The sequence below is a fragment of the Burkholderia sp. AU31652 genome, from assembly GCF_002223155.1.
Lineage (GTDB): Bacteria > Pseudomonadota > Gammaproteobacteria > Burkholderiales > Burkholderiaceae > Burkholderia.
Genome location: NZ_NKFG01000005.1, coordinates 1722204 through 1741926, shown reverse-complemented (window position 1 = coordinate 1741926; position 19723 = coordinate 1722204). Strand labels below are relative to the sequence as shown.

Genomic DNA, 19723 nt, shown 5'->3' with positions numbered 1-19723 from the left:
GTTTTTCCGGCCCGGCGGCCGGCGGATCGAGCGGCCATTATTGGAGATCGTATGGCGGTCGATTAAGGCGTTGCACAGGAAAGGTCCTCTGCAAAATCGCGTGGAATCGCGGCGAAGTGGGGGCGCAGAGAGGGTCAAGCGGCGGCCGCGTATTGACGCGACCGCGATGTGGGGGGAGTGTGCGCGAGGGGCCGGCGCACGAAGCCCGGCCCCGCGCCCGTCAATGCGGCATCACGAGGCGCGGATCGATATACGCGTCGATGTCCTGCGACTGCTTGTATACGCCGTTGCGCACGTTGAACGCATTCGCGTTGCGCGTCGAGCCGTAGATCGAGTCGAGCCCGTCGCCCTTGCGGAACGCGCGCTTCGCGGCGGCTTCGTCGAGCAGGTGCGTCCCCTTCAGCAGCGGGAGGTATTGCTCCGGCGCAAGCCCGACGCGTGCGGACATGATCCGGACCGCGTCGGCCTGCGTTTTCGGATCGTTGATGTAGGCGACGCAGCGGTACCAGACCTTGATCACCTTGGCCCAGTCGGCGCGGCGCGCGGCGAGGCTGGCCGGCGCGACCGTGATCGCGTCGTAGATCAGCCCCGGCGCGTCCGCCGACGTGAAGATCGCACGTGCGCCCGGTGCGCGCTTCAACGCCTCGCCCGCGTTCGGCTGCCAGGCGGCCACCGCGGCGATGTCCGTCGACGAGCCGAGCACTTGGGGCAGTTCGTTGGTTTTCGCATTCACGAGCGTCACGTCGCCGTCCTTCAGCCCGTGCTTCTGCAGCGCGGTTTCGAGCAGCAGGTGATCGACGAGGCCGAGTTCGACGCCGACCTTCTTGCCCTTCAGCGCCTCGACGCTGCGCAGCGGCGGCTTGGCGACGATCATGTCGTTGCCGGCGGAATAGTCGGTGAGCAGGATCATCACGTTCTTCGCGCCGGCCGAGCCCGTGACGAGCGCGTCGCCGTTCGTCGCCGCGACCGCGTCGAGCTTGCCTGCCGAAAACGCGTCGAGCGATGCCGAGTAATCGAACCATTCGAAATCGACGTCGACACCGGCTTCCTTGAACCAGCCTTTGTCGAGTGCGACCTGGAACGCGACCCAGCCGGGCCAGTCGCTGTAGCCGATCTTGAGCGGCGCTGCCGCGTGCGCGGCGGGCGTCATGAGGAGCGTGGCGGCCGCGGCGGCGGCGCCCAAGGCGTGACGGACGGAACGGCGGGACAGCAGGCGGCGGAGCACCAGGGCGGGGCGGGTCATCGTTTTCTCCAGGAGACCGGGATCGGGATCGTCGATACGGACCGTGCTCGTGCGCGGTCCGGCCGCGTGGCCGGTTCCTGCGGATGCGGAACGAATGAAGCGGCCACGGAGAGGCGCGACGGCCGTTGCCATCGCCAATCTCCCGGGCTTTTGTCCCGCCGTGTAGCGCGTGCGCGTCCGGTCTCGCGATCGGACGCACCCGCGCCGGGCTGCTCTCGGACCAGACGTTCGATGAACCGGAACCCTAGCACCCCTAAGATGCGACGCCGCCGCACCTCTCGGCGTCATGCCGAGCGAGAAGCGTGCCAACGGCACGCGGCGGGGCGGCTCAGGGGCGGCGCGACCTGCGCTGCAGTTCGATGAAGCGGGCGGAGAAGAGCGCGCTCAGCGCGCGCCGGAGCAGGTCGAGCTTGTTCATGAGGTGTCGCGTATCGAGTGAAGGTGCATGCATCGAGCAATGCCCATGCCATCACCGGTCGTGTCGTGCAGGCCGGCTCGGCGCGCACTGCGCCGGTGCGGCCGCGCGTTCGCATGGTGCGCGGCACGCCCGCCGCGAGGGCGGCGATCCGCATCCGGTGCGGTGTCCGTCAGCGCGCGCACGCCGGAAAGCCGCGTGGCACGGCGATTCCTCGCACGCTGGCACGCAACTCGCTTATTCCGTGCCCGAGAGGTGCGAAGCAATTTGCATCATCTTCAGGATCGCTAGGGTTCCGGTCGTGCGGCGTTCGCGCCGCGCGATGGCTGGTCCGAGAGCAATCCGGTCTTGTCTTCTCCTCGCTTCGAGGAAACGGCGAGGCTCCACGGAGGGATAAAAGCCCGGGAGGTCGCGATGTCGTTCGGTCGCCCTCTCACGCCTTTTGTCCAACCGACCACGGAGCCGCCATGTCGCCGCGCCCCCAAGCCGTCCTTGCCCCGCCGCCACACGTCGTGTGGGAAACGCTCATTCCCGCCGGAACCCATTGGTCCGGCATCCTGCGCCGCGGTCTCGCGCTGCGTGTCGTCGATGTCGACGGCGGTGCGAATCTTTCCGCCGTGTTTCATCGCCAGGAAGATCCGCTCGAACGCTACAACATGGCCGACACGCTGAAGGCGCAGCACACCGCGCATCTCACCCGCGGCCATGCGCTGTACACCGACATGGGGCGTGTGATCGCGTCGATCACGGCCGACACGCTCGGCTGGCACGACCCACTCGGCGGCGTCGGCGATGCGCGGCTGTTCGCGCACAAGTACGGCACGACGTCTTACCAGGCCGATCGCAACGCGATGATCCGCAATGGCCGGGACAGCCTCGTGCTCGAACTCGCGAAATACGGGCTGTCGGCGCGCGACCTCGTCGCGAACGTCAATTTCTTCAGCAAGCTCGACACGCGCGACGACGGCGCGCTCGATTTCGTCGCCGGACATTCGCCGGCCGGCAGCACCGTCGACCTGCGCTTCGAGATGAACACGCTGGCGGCGTTCTCGACCGCGCCGCATCCGCTCGATCCGCACCCCGACTACGCGCCGAAGGCCGTGAAGCTGATCGCGTACCGCGCGTATCCGGCAGACGGGGCCGCGCCCGAAGACGACCCGTGCCGCCGCGCGTGCGCCGAGAACGTGCGCGGCTTCGCCAACACCGATCGCCTGTTTGCGTAAGGAGCGCCGAGCCATGCCGATCATCGAAAGCCGTCTCGACCCGCGCGATGCCATTCACGACACCACATTGAACGCGGGCGAACCGTGGCTGCACGACCTGAAGCGCGGGCAGGTCTTCCGCATCCTCGACCTCGAAGGCAACCAGGCCGTCGACACGCTGTTCTACCGGTCCGACGACCCCGAGGAGCGCTACAGCGCGCAGGACACCATCCGCGCCCAGCGCAACCTGTACCTGAGCGCGGGCAGCGTGCTGCTGTCGAGCCGGGGCAACCCGATGGTGACGATCGTCGCCGATACCTGCGGCCGCCACGACACGCTCGGCGGCGCGTGCGCGGCCGAGAGCAACACCGTGCGCTATGCGCTCGACAAGCGGCACATGCACAACTGCCGCGACAGCTTCCTCAACGCGATCACGCACTGCACGTGCGGCGCGGGCGCGCGGCTCACCAAGCGCGACCTGGTCGGCAACGTCAACTTCTTCATGAACGTGCCCGTCACGCCGCTCGGCGGGCTGACCTTCGAGGACGGCATTTCCGCACCGGGCAAGTACGTCGAGATGCGCGCGGAGATGGACGTCACGGTGCTGATCTCGAACTGCCCGCAGCTCAACAATCCGTGCAACGGGTACAACCCGACGCCGGTGCGCCTCACGATCTGGGAGGCTGAATGAACGACCCCCACGCTCACTATTGTTCGCTGCCCCCCAAGGGGGCGGTTGCCGTCCACGGCCGGCTTTGCAAAGCCGGCCGGCTGCGCGGGCGCGGAGCGATGCTCCGCGAATTCCCCGCTACGCCCCTTGGGGCGGCCCGGCGGGAGGCAACATGAGATTCACGAAAGTCCTCGTCGCGAACCGCGGCGAAATCGCGTGCCGCGTGATCCGCACGCTGAAGCGGCTCGGAATCGCGTCAGTCGCGATCTACTCCGACGCCGATCGCGATGCGCGCCATGTGGCGCTCGCCGACGAAGCCGTGCGGGTCGGCCCCGCGCCGGCGGCGGACAGCTACCTGAACGTCGCGGCGATTCTCGCCGCCGCACGCGAGACGGGCGCGCAAGCCGTGCATCCCGGCTACGGCTTCCTGTCCGAGCACGCCGGTTTCGCCGACGCATGCGAAGCCGCGGGCCTGCGCTTCATCGGGCCGCGCGGCGACCAGATGCGCGCGTTCGGGCTCAAGCACACCGCGCGCGAACTCGCCGCCGCGCAGGGCGTCGCGCTGCTGCCGGGCACGGGCCTGCTCGACGATGCACGGACGGCGCTCGCGGAAGCCGACGCAATCGGCTATCCGGTGATGCTGAAAAGCACCGCGGGCGGCGGCGGGATCGGCATGTCCCTGTGTCGCGACGCCGCGCAGCTCGAAGCGGCGTTCGATTCCGTCGTGCGGCTCGGCGCCGCGAACTTCGCGCATGCGGGCGTGTATCTCGAGAAGTTCGTCGAGCACGCGCGGCACATCGAAGTGCAGATCTTCGGCGACGGCCGTGGCGATGCGATCGCGCTCGGCGAGCGCGATTGCTCGGTGCAGCGCCGCAACCAGAAAGTGATCGAGGAAACGCCTGCACCGGGCCTGACCGCTGAAGAGCGTGCCGCGTTGCACGCGAGCGCGGTGCGGCTTGCCCGTGCGGTCGGCTATGCGTCGGCCGGCACGGTCGAGTTCGTGTTCGACGCGACGACGCGCCAGTTCTATTTCCTCGAGGTGAACACGCGGCTGCAGGTCGAGCATTGCGTGACCGAGGCGGTGACGGGCATCGATCTCGTGGAATGGATGATCCAGCAGGCGGAGGGCGACCTGCCGCCGCTCGACACGCTCGCCGTTGCACCGCGCGGCGCGAGCATCCAGGTGCGGCTCTATGCGGAGGATCCGCACAAGCAGTTCCTGCCGAGCGCGGGACTGCTGACGCACGTTGCGTTTCCGGACGACGTGCGCGTCGACGGATGGATCGAGGCGGGCACCGAGATCAGCGCGTATTACGATCCGCTGCTCGCGAAGCTGATCGTGCATGGCGAGACGCGCCGCGACGCGCTGGCCGCGCTGCAGCGCGCACTGGCGCGCACGGAACTGTACGGCATCGAAACCAACCTCGACTATCTGCGCGCGATTGCCGGTTCGGACACGTTCGCGCGCGGCGCGTCGACGACCGCCTTCCTGTCGCGCTTCGCGTTCGCGCCGCACACGATCGACGTGCTCGACGGCGGCGTGCAGACCACCGTGCAGCAGGCGCCGGGGCGCGTCGGCTACTGGAACGTCGGCGTGCCGCCGTCCGGGCCGATGGACGATCGCGCGTTCGCGCTCGCGAACACGCTGCTCGGCAACGCGCGCGACGCGGCGGGGCTGGAATTCACGATGGTCGGCGCGACGCTGCGCTTCAACGCCGACACGCTCTTCGTGCTCGGCGGCGCACCGCTCGCGGCATCGCTCGATGGCGCACCTGCGCCGTTCTGGCAGGTGCTGCGTGCGCGACCCGGCGCGGTGCTGAAGCTGGGCGGCGTGACGGGCGCCGGCGTGCGCGCGTGCCTGGCCGTGAAAGGCGGGCTGCAGGTGCCCGACTATCTCGGCAGCAAGGCGACTTTCACGCTCGGCCAGTTCGGTGGCCATGCGGGGCGGGCGCTGCGCAAGGGCGACGTGCTGCATCTGGATGCGGCAGCCGGGCGCGGCGACGCGGGCGCCACGCTGGCCGCCGCGGACATCCCCGCGCTGACGCACGCGTGGACCCTCGGCGTGCTCGACGGCCCGCACGGTGCGCCGGATTTCTTCACGCCGGACGACATCGCGATGCTGTACGGCACGCAGTGGACGGTCCATTACAACTCCAGCCGCACCGGCATCCGGCTGATCGGCCCGAAGCCGCAGTGGGCACGCGCGGACGGCGGCGAAGCCGGCCTGCATCCGTCGAACATCCACGACAACGCGTACGCGATCGGCGCGGTCGATTTCACCGGCGACATGCCGGTGATCCTGGGCCCGGACGGCCCGAGCCTCGGCGGCTTCGTGTGTCCGGTGACGGTCGTGCATGACGAGTTGTGGAAGCTCGGGCAACTGCGGCCGGGCGATACGGTGCAGTTCGTGCGCGCCCGTGTGTCGACCAAGCTTTCCGCCGACACGGTGGTTGCGCGTCCGGCACCCACCGGCGTGCCGGACGACTGCGTGCTGCATCGCGACCCGGCGGCCGGCGGCGGCCTCGGCGTCGTCTACCGGCGCTCGGGCGACCGCAACGTGCTGGTGGAATACGGGCCGCTCGTGCTCGACCTGAACCTGCGTTTTCGCGTGCATGCGCTGATGTGCTGGCTCGACGCGCACCGTCTGCCCGGCATGCTCGACCTGACGCCGGGCATCCGTTCGCTGCAGGTGCAGTTCGACGCGCGGACCTTGCCGCTCGACACGCTGCTCGCGCATCTGCAGGCGGCCGAGCGCGAACTGCCGGAAGTCGCCGACATGCGCGTGCCGAACCGCATCGTGCATCTGCCGCTGTCGTGGGACGACCCGTCGACGCGGGTCGCGATCGAGCGCTACATGCAGTCGGTGCGGCCCGACGCGCCGTGGTGCCCGAGCAATATCGAGTTCATCAGGCGGATCAACGGCCTGGCCAGCATCGACGACGTGAAGCGCATCGTGTTCGACGCGCGTTATCTCGTGTTGGGGCTCGGCGACGTGTACCTCGGTGCGCCGGTCGCGACGCCGATCGATCCGCGCCACCGGCTCGTCACCACGAAATACAACCCCGCGCGCACCTGGACGCCGGAGAACGCGGTCGGCATCGGCGGCGCGTATCTGTGCGTGTACGGGATGGAGGGGCCGGGCGGGTACCAGTTTGTCGGCCGCACCGTCCAGATGTGGAACCGCCACCGCACCACCCGCGAGTTCGAAGCCGGCAAGCCGTGGCTGCTGCGCTTCTTCGACGAGATTCGCTTCTACGAAGTCAGCGAGGCGGAACTGGCGGAACTGCGCGCGGATTTCGTCGCGGGGCGCGCCGGGCTGAAGATCGAGGAATCGGTGTTCGACCTCGGTGCATACAACCGTTTCCTGCGCGACGAGGCCGATTCGATCGCCGCGTTCAAGACATCGCAGCAAACGGCGTTCGAAGCGGAGCGCGAACGGTGGCGGGTAGCTGGGCATGCCGAATACGTCGGCGACGCGGTGCAGGGCGACGCGGATGCCGCGCGGGAGGCCGGCGCGCTCGCCGACACGCAGCGCGCGATTGCCGCGGACGTGTCGGGCAGCGTATGGAAGGTGCTGGTCGAAGCCGGTGAGCGCGTGACCGAAGGGCAGGTCGTCGCGATCGTCGAGTCGATGAAGATGGAGGTCGCGGTGACGGCGACGGAAGACGGCACAATCGAGACGATCGATTGCGCGCCGGGCGCGGCGGTGGTGGCCGGCCAGCGGCTGATGGTGATGAAGGCGGGCGCCGCCGAGGAGGTCGCATGAGCACGACGGAACGTTCGATCCTGCCGGGCGCCAGCTCGATCGCCGCGCTGCGTGCACGCTATGCGGCGGGCGACCTGACGCCGCACGCGCTCGTTGACGCGATCGCCGCGCATTTCGCCGCGGGCGATCCGCATCATGCGTGGATCCGGCCGCTGACGCATGGCGAGATGACGGCCTACGCCGACGCGCTGGCCGGGCGCGAGCTCGCGTCATTGCCGCTGTACGGCGTGCCGTTCGCGATCAAGGACAACATCGACCTCGCCGGCATCCCGACGACGGCAGCCTGCCCGGCCTACGCGTACACGCCGGCGCGCAGCGCGCCCGTCGTCGAGCGGCTGATCTCGGCCGGCGCGATCCCGATCGGCAAGACCAACCTGGACCAGTTCGCGACCGGGTTGTCGGGCCAGCGCTCGCCGTATGGCGCGTGCCGCAATGCGCTCGATCCGCGCTATGCATCGGGCGGGTCGAGCTCCGGGTCGGCGGTGGCCGTGGCGCTCGGCGTCGCGTCGTTCTCGCTGGGTACCGACACGGCCGGCTCCGGGCGCGTGCCGGCCGCGTTCCACGGGCTCGTCGGGCTCAAGCCGACCAAGGGCGTATTGAGCACGCTCGGTGTCGTGCCGGCCTGCCGGTCGCTCGATTGCGTGTCGGTGTTCGCGCAGTCGGCGGCCGACGCGCGCACGGTGTTCGCCGCCGCGCACGGCGTGACCGACGGCGATCCGTACGGACGCGTATGGCAACCGCTGCTGGGCGCGGACGGGCTCCGCGCGCAACCGGCGCGACCGTTCGGGCAGTTGCGCTTCGGCACGCCGCGCGCCGATCAGCTGCAATTCTTCGGTGACGAGTCGTATGGCGCGGCGTGGTGCGCCGCGCTCGAACGCTTGCGTGCGACCGGGGCGCGGATCGTCGAGATCGATTTCAGCGCGTTCCTGGCTGCCGCGCGGCTGCTGTACGAAGGCCCGTGGGTCGCCGAACGGCTCGCCGCGATCGGCGCGTTCGCCGCGCGGGAACCGGACGCGCTACATCCGGTGATTCGCGCAATCGTCGGTGGCGCGGCGCGCTTCAGCGCGGCCGATGCGTTCGCCGCGTTCGACACGCTCGCGACGCTGCGCGTCGAGGCCGGCCGCGCATGGGACGGACTGGACGCGATCGTCATGCCGACTTCGGCGACGACAGCGACCATCGGCGAACTCGAAGCCGACCCGATCGGCGTCAATTCGCGTTTTGGGTACTACACGAACTTCGTCAACCTGCTCGACCTGTCGGCGATCGCGGTGCCCGCCGGTCGCTGCGAAACCGGGCGGCATGCCGGGCTGCCGTTCGGCATCACGTTCGTCGGGCGCGCGCACGACGACGCGCGGCTGCTCGATCTTGCGCAGGCGTGGGGTGACGCGGAGGAACGTGGCCGCGGCGAGGGTGGCGGCCTGCAGACGGACGTCGCCGGCGACACGGGTGCAACAACAGCACCGGTGCCCGGCGCGTCATCCGGCGTCGTGCGCGTGGCTGTCGTCGGCGCGCATCTGCGCGGTGAGCCGCTCAACGGGCAGCTCACCCAGCGAGGCGGGCATTTCGTCGCCGCGACGACGACGGCGCCCGCCTATCGTCTCTACGCGCTGTCCGCGGCGGCATCCGGCGGCGTCGCCAAGCCGGGCCTCGTGCGTGTGCCGGACGGCGGCGCGTCGATCGCGGTCGAGCTCTGGGAGATGCCGGTCGACGCTTACGGCAGCTTCGTCGCCGGCATTGGCGGCCCGCTCGGCATCGGCACGCTGGCGCTCGCGGACGGCGCTCGGGTCCAGGGTTTCCTGTGCGAAAGCGCGGCGCTGGCCGGCGCGCAGGACATCACGCACTTCGGCGGCTGGCGTGCCTACCGTGCGAGCGCCGCGACCGGCGCAGGCGCATCGCAATGAACGTCCGGTCGCGCGGCGCTCCGGCATGCGCGCGACCGGCACCTGAAACGATACGGAGATTTTCATGCCAATGACCCGCAACACGACCGGATGGCTTGCCGTGCGCCGCGAGCTGACGACCCGCGGAAAATGGACGCTCGGCGTGGCGTCCTTCCTGCTGCCATTCGCCGTCTGGTGCCTGATCAGCTATGTGCCGTTCATCTGGCATCCGCAAATGCGCGTCACGAATCCGGGCGGCGTCGACTATTTCCAGACCGGCATGCAGATCGATCGCGACGTGTTCGACGACGAACTCGCCCACGCGCGAGCGACCCACGCGGCCGTGCCCGAAGGCGTGCGCGCGAACCCGGTGTACCTGCCCGCGCCGCACCAGGTGCTGCGCGCGTTCTACACGGCGTTCACGACCCCGCCGGCATCCCGCGACGGCGTGTGGCTGCACGAGAGCCTGTGGCACAGCATCCGGATCATCTTCTGGGGCTTCGTGATCTCGTCCGCGATCGGCGTGCCGCTCGGCATCGTCTGCGGCACCTTCAGCGTGCTCGCGCGGCTGCAGGAGCCGTTCCTGGAGTTCTTCCGCTACCTGCCCGCACCGGCGTTCGGCGCGCTGATGGTCGCGATCCTCGGCATCTACGATGCGCCGAAGGTCGCCATCATCGTGATCGGGACGCTGTTCCAGCAGGTGCTGATCATCGCGAACACGACGCGCAAGCTCGAGTACGGGCTGTTCGAGGCCGCGATGACACTCGGCACGAAGAAGCTGAAGCTGCTCACGCACGTCGTGATTCCCGGCGTGCTGCCGGACCTGTATCGCGACCAGCGCATCCTGCTCGGCTGGGCGTGGACCTACCTGATCGTCGCCGAACTCGTCGGCACGAGCTCGGGCATCACCTGGTACATCAGCCAGCAGGCGCGCTACCAGCATTTCGACAACGTGTATGCGGCGATCCTGATGATCGGGATCATCGGCCTCGGCACCGACATCGTGCTCGGGCTGCTCGGCCGCCGGCTGTTTCCGTGGGATCGCACGCTGAACGCGTGACGCCCGTTGACGCCCACCCATCGACCGATTTCCGCGGAGACCATCATGCAGAACCCGCAAGCCGTTCCCGATTACCTGATGCAGTCCGACGCAGTGCGCGAGCGCTTCGCGCGCCTGAAAACCCGCGACGTGATACTCGACGTGCGTCATGTCGGCAAGCGTTTCGCGACACCGCAGGGCGAGTGCACCGCACTTGACGACATCAGTTTCCGTACCTACCGGCGCGAATTCGTGTGCGTGATCGGCCCGTCCGGCTGCGGCAAGTCGACGCTGATCCGCATCCTGGCCGGGCTCGACGCACAGACGAGCGGCGAGGTGCTGCTCGACGGCAAGCCCGTGCAGGGGCCGGGCGCCGATCGCGGGATGGTGTTCCAGGGCTATACGCTGTTTCCGTGGCTCACCGTGAAGAAGAACGTGATGTTCGGACTCCGGATGAACGGCAGCAGCAGCGGCCAGGCCGAGCGCGAAGCGCTGCAGTGGCTCGATCTGGTCGGGCTGACGCGTTTCGCGGATGTCTATCCGCACCAGTTGTCGGGCGGGATGAAGCAGCGCGTGGCGATTGCCCGCGCGCTCGCGAACCGGCCGCGCATCCTGCTGATGGACGAGCCGTTCGGCGCGCTCGACGCGCAGACGCGGGCGCGGATGCAGACGCACCTGCTCGACATCTGGCGCAACATCGACGTGACGATCCTGTTCATCACGCACGATCTCGACGAGGCGATCTTTCTGGCAGACCGGATTCTCGTGCTGAAGGCGAACCCGGGGGCGGTGCAGGAACTGATCGAGGTGCCCGTGCCACGGCCGCGCGACTATGCGCAGGTCAATACGCCCGAGTTCATCGCGACGAAGGCGCGGCTCGAGGCGCTGATCCATCCGAAGGAGGCGGTGGCCATCGACGACGGCGTGAGGCCGCACATGATCCGCATGACGGATGTGTCGGACAACGTCGAGTAAGCCGTGATGAAAACGGGCGGACGGTTCGCCACGCGTCTAGGCGCGGGCGATCGCCAGCGCCGTCGCGACATCGCCACGGCGATACGCGGCCCGAACGGCCGGCGCGCGGTGCGCCGTTCAGGTTTTCGGCTGATCGCCGGACAGCAGCGCCGTATAACGCCGCTGCATTTCATCGGGTTCGACCGCTTCGATCGTATGCCCGATCAGCCAATCGTAGCCGAACGGGTCGCGAATCTTGCCGGAACGCTCGCCGTAGAACTGGTCCTGGATCGCGCGTGTCAGCTGCGCGCCGGCCGCGATCGCGGCGGCGATCGTCGCGTCGGCGTCGTCGACGTGCAGGTGAAGCGACATCGGCGCCTTGCCGTCCGGGTCGAGCGCGAAGATATCGTATTCGGGGAACTCGTCCGAGATCATCAGCGTGCATGGCCCGAGCTGCAATTCCGCGTGGCCGATGCGTCCCGACGGCTCGACGAGACGGAATTTCTCCTGCGCGCCGAACGCTTTCGCATAGAACGCGATGGCGTCGTCCGCACGCCTGGCGCGCAAATAGGGAAACACTTCGTGAATCGCCATGGTGCCCTCCGGTTCGGGGGTGTGGGTGTCGGCCGATCCTGTCGGGCCTCGCGGGGCGGGGATTGAGTCCACTGGGGCGGTGGCCGAGGATTTTGTCGTGTGGTGAACGGCTAACACGCTGATTCTACAGACGAAAATCGCGAGTGGGGGAAGGGCGGTGATGCGGCGGCGACGCCTGGCAGGCGGACGGTCTCCGCCCTCTACCGGCCGGTCGTCATCGCGATTCCGCCGCAGGCCGAAAGCGATCCCGATACGCTCCCGGGCTCAGTCCGACCTTCTCCTTGAACAGTCGGCAGAACGAGCTCGTGTCGCTATACCCCACCTGGGCCGTGATCCGCTCGAGGCTGAGATCGCCGGTCTCCAGCAAAGCGCGCGCGGCTTCGATGCGCAGGCTCTGCAAATACCGCAATGGAGACTGATTCAGCGTGGCCTTGAAGCGGCGGATGATCGTGCGCTCGCTCACGCCGAGGTCCTGCGCCATCGCCGACATCTTCACGTCCTTCGTCATGTGCTTCTGCAGCCAATGCTGCGCGCGGTGAACCAGCGAATCGCCATGCGTCTTCTCCGTCAGCAACGGGAGATACGGCAATTGCTTCGTCTGGCTGACGTCGATCAGCATCGTCTTGGCGCACTGCGCGGCAATCACCGCCCCGGAGAAACGCTCGATGACATGGATGGTCTGCAGCAGGTAAGACGCTGACGCGCCCGCACAGATCAGCCGGTCCGCTTCGGTGACGACCGGTTCCAGCTGAAGGTCGACCCGGGGAAACCGGCTGCGAAACGCGTCTGCCAGCCACCACGTGGTCGTCGCGGGCCGTCCGTCCAGAAGGCCGGTGTTGGCCAGCACGAACGTGCCGGTGCAGTTTGCCGCCAGGTACGCGCCGGCGTGCCATTGCGAAACCAGCCAGTCGCATGCGGCGGATTGTCGTGCCAGCAACTGGTCGAACGCCTTGCCGCTCGCATAGTGCGCACTGGGAATGAAGACCACGTCGAATTGCTCGTGCGGCCGGATCGGCTCCGTGTTCAGCTGTAGCCCGTTGCTTGCCATGACGGGCGCCCCGGTCGGAGAGACGAACCGCCACTCGAACTGTGCATTGCCGTCGCCTCGCTGTCGCCGCACATGCGCGTTCGCAATCTGAAGGATGTCGGCGAACCCGCCCAGGCTGGACGCGTAGCAATCGTCGTACGCAAGGATGGCGGCGCGGGGCATGGTGTGTCGGATATCGCATGTAATGTGTCAGTTTAGCCAATGTACGGCAATCCGTACTGCGAGGAAACTGTCGGTGCCCGCTGGCGCCAGCGTCGGGCGGCGACCCGATCGTCGACGCGGGCGGCCGTGCAAATGGGGCGGCATCGCATGCTGTCCGGGCCGCGCGAAGGCGAACGAGGCCGGCGCCCGGGAAGCTCGGGCGCCTCCGTTGCCTGGCCGCGTGGGTTTCCATCGGTTTCGCACCGGCGATTCGGCCGTACGGCAGCGCGCGTCGCGGTCGCCGCGCGTTCCCGGCATGCGAAGGCGCCTTCGTCTCAACCTGAACCGAAAACATCATGAAAACCAGGATCACCGAACTCTTCGGCATCGACTATCCGATCATCCAGGGCGGCATGCATCACGTCGGGTACGCGGAGCTGGCGGCGGCCGTCTCCAACGCCGGCGGCCTCGGCATCATTACCGGCCTGACCCAGCGGTCGCCGGCGGATCTGGCTGCCGAAATCCGGCGCTGCCGCGAGATGACCGACAAGCCGTTCGGCGTGAACCTCACCTTCCTGCCGACCGTCACGTCCCCCGACTATCCCGGCTATATCCGGGCGATCGTCGAAGGCGGCGTCAAGATCGTCGAAACGGCCGGCAACAACCCGCAGCCCTACCTGCCCGCGCTCAAGGACGCGCATGTCAAGGTGATCCACAAGTGCACGTCGGTTCGCCATGCGCTCAAGGCCGAGGCCATTGGCTGCGATGCGGTGAGCGTCGATGGATTCGAATGCGGTGGCCATCCGGGCGAGGACGACATTCCGAACTTCATCCTGCTGCCGCGCGCTGCCGACGAGCTCAGGATTCCGTTCGTGGCCTCCGGCGGCATGGCGGACGGGCGCTCGCTGGTGGCGGCACTTTCGCTGGGCGCGGACGGCATCAACATGGGGACGCGCTTCATCGCGACCCGCGAGGCGCCGGTGCACGAGAACGTGAAGCAGGCGCTGGTCGCGGCGACCGAACTGGACACGCGCCTGGTCATGCGTCCGTTGCGCAATACCGAACGCGTGCTGCGCAATGCCGCGGTCGATCGCATCCTCGAAAAGGAACGCACGCTCGGCGCCGATATCCGGTTCGACGATATCGTCGAAGAGGTCGCCGGCGTGTATCCGCGCATCATGAAGGAGGGCGCACTCGACGCGGGCGCCTGGTCGTGCGGCCTGGTCGTCGGCTTGATTCGCGATATCCCGACCGTGAAGGAACTCGTCGATCGCATCGTGAGCGAGGCGACGGAGATCATCCGCAGTCGGCTGGCACATATCGCGGTTTGAGCTGCAGGCTGCCCGAATTCCGGCAGCCGCTTGGCGAGCGTGAATTTGCAGCCGTGGTCGACCTTCAGTGGTGAACGGCCGTCTTTGGTTGCAAAACCCCGATGCGTGTGGCTGTCGACGAAAGTCAACCTGAGCACTCGATCCGTGGGCCGAGCGCGAGTCGCGAGCGTGGCGACGCTCAAGACGGTGATGACGGCTGCACCCAGATATACCGCGAATCCAAAGCATCACAACCTGACCATGGCGATATCGCTGATCGCATCAGAACCGTTTCGTCGCCGACAGCGTCACGTGAGCCGGAATTTTTTCCGCAGGCTCGAATCGACGGGGCCGGCCGGCATGAAGCGCCGCAACTTGCGCAACAGCGACGCCTCGCCGGCCGGCGTGTGTCGCATTCGCCATGCGCCGAGCGCTGCGTCGACGATGGTGGCGACCACCCCGTCGGGGTGCGGCGCGGCTTTCACGCTGTCGGCGACGGCGCGCGACGCAAGCGTTCGCTCGCGGTCGTACTCGGCGATCGGCGCGCCGGCCTGCGGCGCATTGACGTCCAGGCTGGTCCGTGTAAACGACGGTTCGACCAGCGTCGCGCGAACGCCGAACTGGCGCAGTTCGTGATCCAGCGATTCGGTCAGACCCTCCACCGCATGCTTGGATGCCGAATAGAGTCCCATATAAGGCGCCGGCAGGAAGCCGAGCACCGAGCTGACATTGACGATCCGGCCGCGCCGTCGGGCCCGCATGTGCGGAAGCACCGCATGGGTTGTACGCAGGAGGCTGAATACGTTGGTGTCGAACAGGGCCGCTGCCTCGTCCACCGACGTTTCCTCCACCGCGCCGATCAGGCTCATGCCCGCATTGTTCACGAGCACGTCGATACGCGCGGCGCGATCGATGATCGTCTGGAATCCGGATCGAACGGACGCGTCGTCACGCACGTCCATCTCGATCAACTCGACGCCGGCGACGGGCGCCGTTCGCGCAATGCTGCGCACGGTGCCGAACACGCGGCACCCGCGTTTGGCGAATCGTTCCGCGGCAACGCGCCCGATGCCCGACGACACGCCGGTCACGACGACAACGGTGGAATTCGACATGGCTGCTTCCTTCGATACGGTGAATGGATCGGCGTAATCAATCGCGCGCGTCGAGCGCGGGCTGAAGTGCGGGCTCGCCCGGCGATGCCGGTTCATGGCCGTCGTGGCGGGCGGCGGCGGACTGACCGGGCCGGATCCTGAACCAGATCGCATACATCGCCGGCAGGAACATCAGCGTGAGGATCGTCCCGGCGAACGTGCCGCCGATCAGCGTGTACGCGAGCGTGCCCCAGAACACCGAATGCGTGAGCGGAATGAACGCGAGCACGGCCGCCATCGCGGTGAGAATCACCGGGCGCGCCCGCTGCACGGTCGCTTCGACAACCGCGTGGAACGGATCCAGCCCCGCCTGTTCGTTCTGGTGAATCTGGCCGATCAGGATCAGCGTGTTGCGCATCAGGATCCCCGACAGCGCGATGAGGCCGACCAGCGCATTGATGCCGAACGGCTGCCGGAACAGGATCAGCGTGGGCACCACGCCGATCAGGCCGAGCGGGCTCGTCATGAACACCATCACCATCGCGGAGATCGAGCGCACCTGGAAGATGATGATCACGAGCGTGACCGCCAGCATGATCGGGAACAGCGGCAGCATCGCCTTCGTGGCCTTGCCGGATTCCTCGATGGAGCCGGCTTCCTCGATTCGATAGCCGCTCGGCAGCGCGGCGATGATCGGCTGAAGCTGCTGCGTGATCGCAGCCGACACGTCCGGCGGCTGCAAGCCTTCGGCGATGTCGCCGCGCACCGTGAGCGTCGGCACGCGATCGCGCCAGCGCATGATCGGCTCTTCCATCCGCACGTCGACCTTGCCGACCTGCGACAGCGGGATGCGCTGGCCGTTCGCGCCGGCGAGCGTGAAGTCGTCGAGCCGTGCCGGGTCGAGCCGCGCGTCGCCGCCCGAGCGTGCGATCACCTGTACGGTCCGGATATCCTCGCGCACCGCGGTGACGGGCACCCCGGTCAGCAGGAACTGCAGCTGCTGCGCGACCGCGCTGGACGTCAACCCGACTGCCTGCAGGCGGTCCTGCTGCAACGTGAAGTGCAGCGTCGGCGCGCGCGTGCCCCAGTCCGCATTGACCGTGCGCATCATCGGGCTGCCGTTCATCACGCGCTCGACATCGGTCGCGATGCCGCGCAGCGTGTCCGGATCGGGGCCCGTGATCCGGTAGGCCACCGGGAACGGCGAATACGGGCCGAACACGAGCTGCGTCACGCGCACGCGCGCTTCGGGCGCGAGGCCGTCGGCGATGGCCCGCCGCAGGCGCGCCTTCAACGCGTCGCGCTCGTCCTGGCTATCGGTGCGGATCACGATCTTCGCGAACGACGGATCGGGCAGTTCCGGCCCCATCGCCAGATAAAAACGCGGCGCGCCCTGGCCGACGTACGCGGTGACGATCCTCGCTTCCTTCTGCTTCGCGAGCCACGCCTCGACCTTCGACGTGGCGGCGCTCGTTTGCGAAATCGACGTGCCGTACGGCATCTGCACCTCGACCAGCACCTCGGGGCGATCGGAGATCGGGAAAAACTGCTTCTTGACGACCGCCATGCCGAGAATCGCGAGCACGAAGAGGGCGACGACCGACCCGGCGACGAGCCATTTGCGGGCGATCACGCGCGTCAGCAGTTGCCGGAAGCGGTTGTAGCGGGGCGTGTCGTAGATCGCATCGTGACCGCCTTCGAACTTCTTGAAGTTCGGCAGCATCTTCACGCCGAGGTACGGCGTGAACGCGACGGCGACGACCCATGAGGCGATCAGCGCGATCCCGACGATCCAGAACATGTTGCTGGTGTATTCGCCCGCGGTGGAGCGCGCGAAGCCGTTCGGCATGAAGCCGACCGCGGTGACCAGCGTGCCGGCCAGCATCGGCGCGGCCGTATGGCTCCACGCATACGCCGACGCGGCCACGCGGTCGTAGCCTTCCTCCATCTTCACGACCATCATTTCGATCGCGATGATCGCGTCGTCGACCAGCAGCCCGAGCGCGAGGATCAGCGAGCCGAGCGTGATGCGGTCGAAGTTCTTGCCGGTGGCGGCCATCACGACGAACACCACGGCCAGCGTCAGCGGCACGGCCGCGGCGACCACGAGGCCCACGCGCCACCCCATGCTGACGAAGCTCACCAGCATCACGACGAGCAGCGCGGCGAAGAACTTGACCATGAACTCGTCGACGGCCGAGCTGATGTTTACGGACTGGTCGGTGACCTTGGTCAGGCTCATGCCGAGCGGCAGCGCGGCGTTGATCGCGCCGACTTCCCGGTCCAGCGCGCGGCCGAGGTCGAGCCCGTTCCAGCCGTCGCGCATCACGACGCCGAGCAGCAGCGCGGGTTCGCCGTTGTTGCGGATCATGAACGTCGACGGGTCTTCGTAGCCGCGCTCGACGGTCGCGATGTCCGACAGTTTCAGCGTGCGGCCCTGCGCGACGATCGGCGTGTCGCGAATCTTCTGCAGCTTGTCGAATGCGCCTTCCACGCGAATGAAGATCTCCGGCCCGCGCGTCTCGACGGAGCCGGCCGGCGTCAGCGCATTCTGGCCGTTGAGGGCGGCGAACACGTCCTGCGGGCTCACGCCGAGCGTCGCGAGCCGGTCGTGCGACAGCTGCACGTAGATGCGCTCGGCCTGTTCGCCGATGATGTCGACCTTCTTCACGCCGGGCACATGCAGCAGCCGCTGGCGCTGCGTCTCCGCATCGCGCACCAGCAGGCGCTGCGGTTCGCCCTTGGCCTTCAGCGCGAACAGCGCGAACGTGACGTCCGCGTATTCGTCGTTGACCAGCGGGCCGATCACGCCGGCCGGCAGATCGTTCGCCACGTCGCCGATCTTCTTGCGCGCCTGATAGAACTGCTCCTGCACCTCGGACGGCGGCGTGCTGTCGAGCAACGTCAGCGTCGTGAACGCGAGGCCGGGGCGCGTGTAGGTTTCGCTGCGGTCGTACCAGCGCAGCTCCTGCATGCGCTTTTCGATCTTTTCGGCCACCTGGTCGTGCATTTCCTGCGCGGTCGCGCCCGGCCATGCGGTGACGATGGTCATCACCTTGACGGTGAAGGCCGGGTCTTCCGCGCGGCCCAGCTTGAAGAACGACACGAGCCCCGCAAGCGAAATCAGGCAGATCAGGAACAGCGTGATCGCGCGCTCGCGTACCGCGAGCGCCGACAGGTTGAAGCGGCGCTCGCTCACGGCCGTGCTCCTTCGCTCGCGAGCGTGGCGGCCTGCGCGGCCACGCGGACCGCATCGCCGTCATGCAGCAACTGCGCGCCGAGCGCGACGACCCGGTCGCCTTGCTTGAGTGCGCCCGACACGCGTGCGCTGTCGTCATCCACATGCTCGACCGTGACCGGCCGCCATCCCACCTTGGCCGGATCGCCTGCGACGACCCATACGCCGGGCCCTTTGCCTCCGTCCAGCAGCGCGCCGATCGGCACCTGCAGGCCGGCTTGCGGCGTCGCGCGTGCGTCGTCCGGTAGGCGGATCGTGACGGTCGCGCCCAGCGGCGCAGCGGCCAGCGCGCCCTGCAGCACGTAGCGCGCTTCGAACGTGCGCGTTCGCGCATCCGCGGTATCGGAGAGCTGCCGCAGCGTCGCGGGGACACGCAAGCCCGGCTTGCCGAACAACTCGGCCTGCGCCACGGAGCCGACCGCGGGGCGCAGGGTTTCCGGCAACTGGATCACGGCTTCCCGGTTGCCGGCGTGCGCGAGCCGCACGACCGGCTGGCCGGCGCTCACGACCTGGCCGGGCTCCGCGAGCGTGTCCATCACGACGCCGTCGCCGTCCGCGACGAGTTGCGCATAGCCGGTCGCATTGCGTGCGACGCCGGCATCGGCCTCGGCGGCGCTCAGCTGGGCTTTCGCGGTATCGGCCGCTGCCTTGACCTGGTCATAGGCCGATGCCGATATCGCGCCGGTGCCGCGCAGGTCGCGGTAGCGCGCTTCGTCCTCGGCGGTCTGCCGCGCGCGTGCCCGTGCCGCGGCCACGGCTTCGTCGCGTGCGCGTGCCGCGAGCTTCAGGTCGACGGGATCGATCCGCATCAGCGGCTGGCCGCGCCGGACGGTTTGTCCGGTATCGACGAGCCGCTCCAGCACCTTGCCGGACACCCGGAACCCGAGATCGCTCTGCACGCGTGCGGCGACGGTGCCGGTAAACGAGCGGGACGCGGGCGCGGCTGCCTGAACGATGGCGGTACGCACGAGCGGCGCCTCCGTGCGCGGATCGGAAGGCGCTTTTCCGCTGCAGGCGGCTAGCGCGAGGGGCAGTGCGGAAGCGACTGCGAGGAGAGCGGAGCGACGCCGAACCATGAAAGACCCACAGACGAAGTGATCGGGGCTTTCATTGTGTATATAGTGAC

General features: G+C 68.1%; 13 protein-coding genes and 2 riboswitches. Of the genes, 7 read left to right on the top strand and 6 right to left on the bottom strand.

Translation table 11 applies throughout. The features are described 5' to 3' along the window. Positions 1–220 precede the first annotated feature (220 nt). Complete coding sequence (locus CFB40_RS25305) at positions 221–1243, bottom strand: ABC transporter substrate-binding protein (protein WP_089427453.1); 1023 nt, start codon at positions 1241–1243, stop codon at positions 221–223. Positions 1244–1380: 137 nt separating this feature from the next. Further along, a riboswitch (guanidine-I (ykkC/yxkD leader) is annotated at positions 1381–1502 on the bottom strand. Between the two features lie 432 nt (positions 1503–1934). Next, a riboswitch (guanidine-I (ykkC/yxkD leader) is annotated at positions 1935–2068 on the top strand. A gap of 57 nt (positions 2069–2125) precedes the next feature. Between CFB40_RS25305 and CFB40_RS25295 the strand changes: the two genes are divergently transcribed. The 6 genes from CFB40_RS25295 (at position 2126) to CFB40_RS25270 (ending at position 11193) form a co-directional block, all read left to right on the top strand. Next, positions 2126–2881 carry an urea amidolyase associated protein UAAP1 gene (locus CFB40_RS25295; protein ID WP_089427455.1) on the top strand — a complete coding sequence of 252 codons (756 nt, stop codon included), beginning with the start codon at positions 2126–2128 and terminating at the stop codon, positions 2879–2881. Between the two features lie 13 nt (positions 2882–2894). After that, complete coding sequence (locus CFB40_RS25290; RefSeq protein ID WP_039357735.1) at positions 2895–3551, top strand: urea amidolyase associated protein UAAP2; 657 nt, start codon at positions 2895–2897, stop codon at positions 3549–3551. Positions 3552–3702: 151 nt separating this feature from the next. After that, positions 3703–7296: an urea carboxylase gene (uca, locus tag CFB40_RS25285; RefSeq protein ID WP_089432713.1), complete on the top strand. Its 3594-nt coding sequence runs from the start codon at positions 3703–3705 to the stop codon at positions 7294–7296. Then, positions 7293–9200, top strand: coding sequence for an allophanate hydrolase (gene atzF / locus CFB40_RS25280; protein WP_089432712.1), 1908 nt, complete (start codon positions 7293–7295; stop codon positions 9198–9200). The genes uca and atzF overlap by 4 nt, the downstream gene beginning before the upstream one ends. A 64-nt stretch (positions 9201–9264) precedes the next feature. Beyond that, positions 9265–10239, top strand: coding sequence for an ABC transporter permease (locus CFB40_RS25275; protein ID WP_089432711.1), 975 nt, complete (start codon positions 9265–9267; stop codon positions 10237–10239). A 45-nt stretch (positions 10240–10284) separates the two neighbouring features. Then, positions 10285–11193 carry an ABC transporter ATP-binding protein gene (locus CFB40_RS25270; protein ID WP_089427459.1) on the top strand — a complete coding sequence of 303 codons (909 nt, stop codon included), beginning with the start codon at positions 10285–10287 and terminating at the stop codon, positions 11191–11193. Positions 11194–11310: 117 nt separating this feature from the next. Here the strand turns inward: CFB40_RS25270 and CFB40_RS25265 are convergent, their stop codons facing one another. Together CFB40_RS25265 and CFB40_RS25260 are read right to left on the bottom strand one after the other, a co-directional pair. Next, complete coding sequence (locus CFB40_RS25265) at positions 11311–11766, bottom strand: VOC family protein (protein ID WP_089427460.1); 456 nt, start codon at positions 11764–11766, stop codon at positions 11311–11313. A gap of 214 nt (positions 11767–11980) precedes the next feature. Then, positions 11981–12976, bottom strand: coding sequence for a GlxA family transcriptional regulator (locus CFB40_RS25260; RefSeq protein ID WP_089432710.1), 996 nt, complete (start codon positions 12974–12976; stop codon positions 11981–11983). 335 nt (positions 12977–13311) lie between these two features. On the opposite strand from CFB40_RS25260, the gene CFB40_RS25255 reads away from it, so the two are divergent. Further along, positions 13312–14286 (top strand): NAD(P)H-dependent flavin oxidoreductase, encoded by a 975-nt coding sequence (locus CFB40_RS25255; RefSeq protein ID WP_089432709.1) that lies wholly within the window; start codon positions 13312–13314, stop codon positions 14284–14286. 287 nt (positions 14287–14573) lie between these two features. Here CFB40_RS25255 and CFB40_RS25250 read toward each other — a convergent pair whose 3' ends face one another. From CFB40_RS25250 to CFB40_RS25240, 3 genes are read right to left on the bottom strand one after another with little or no spacing between them, the layout of a single operon-like run. Further along, entirely contained in the window at positions 14574–15380 is an 807-nt protein-coding gene (locus CFB40_RS25250) for an oxidoreductase (RefSeq protein WP_089433311.1), read from the bottom strand. A 37-nt stretch (positions 15381–15417) separates the two neighbouring features. Beyond that, a complete protein-coding gene (locus tag CFB40_RS25245; protein ID WP_089432708.1) occupies positions 15418–18558 on the bottom strand; it encodes an efflux RND transporter permease subunit in 3141 nt (1046 codons plus the stop codon). After that, on the bottom strand, positions 18555–19673 hold the full coding sequence (locus CFB40_RS25240) for an efflux RND transporter periplasmic adaptor subunit (RefSeq protein ID WP_089432707.1): 1119 nt from the start codon (positions 19671–19673) through the stop codon (positions 18555–18557). Before CFB40_RS25240 ends, CFB40_RS25245 begins: the two co-directional genes overlap by 4 nt. Positions 19674–19723: the final 50 nt, after the last annotated feature.

Excerpts from the sequence above, each read along its gene's own strand:
- CFB40_RS25305 (WP_089427453.1), bottom strand. The coding sequence starts at position 1,243 with ATGACCCGCCCCGCCCTGGTGCTCCGCCGCCTGCTGTCCCGCCGTTCC.
- CFB40_RS25295 (WP_089427455.1), top strand. The coding sequence starts at position 2,126 with ATGTCGCCGCGCCCCCAAGCCGTCCTTGCCCCGCCGCCACACGTCGTG.
- CFB40_RS25290 (WP_039357735.1), top strand. The coding sequence starts at position 2,895 with ATGCCGATCATCGAAAGCCGTCTCGACCCGCGCGATGCCATTCACGAC.
- uca (WP_089432713.1), top strand. The coding sequence starts at position 3,703 with ATGAGATTCACGAAAGTCCTCGTCGCGAACCGCGGCGAAATCGCGTGC.
- atzF (WP_089432712.1), top strand. The coding sequence starts at position 7,293 with ATGAGCACGACGGAACGTTCGATCCTGCCGGGCGCCAGCTCGATCGCC.
- CFB40_RS25275 (WP_089432711.1), top strand. The coding sequence starts at position 9,265 with ATGCCAATGACCCGCAACACGACCGGATGGCTTGCCGTGCGCCGCGAG.
- CFB40_RS25270 (WP_089427459.1), top strand. The coding sequence starts at position 10,285 with ATGCAGAACCCGCAAGCCGTTCCCGATTACCTGATGCAGTCCGACGCA.
- CFB40_RS25265 (WP_089427460.1), bottom strand. The coding sequence starts at position 11,766 with ATGGCGATTCACGAAGTGTTTCCCTATTTGCGCGCCAGGCGTGCGGAC.
- CFB40_RS25260 (WP_089432710.1), bottom strand. The coding sequence starts at position 12,976 with ATGCCCCGCGCCGCCATCCTTGCGTACGACGATTGCTACGCGTCCAGC.
- CFB40_RS25255 (WP_089432709.1), top strand. The coding sequence starts at position 13,312 with ATGAAAACCAGGATCACCGAACTCTTCGGCATCGACTATCCGATCATC.
- CFB40_RS25250 (WP_089433311.1), bottom strand. The coding sequence starts at position 15,380 with ATGTCGAATTCCACCGTTGTCGTCGTGACCGGCGTGTCGTCGGGCATC.
- CFB40_RS25240 (WP_089432707.1), bottom strand. The coding sequence starts at position 19,673 with ATGGTTCGGCGTCGCTCCGCTCTCCTCGCAGTCGCTTCCGCACTGCCC.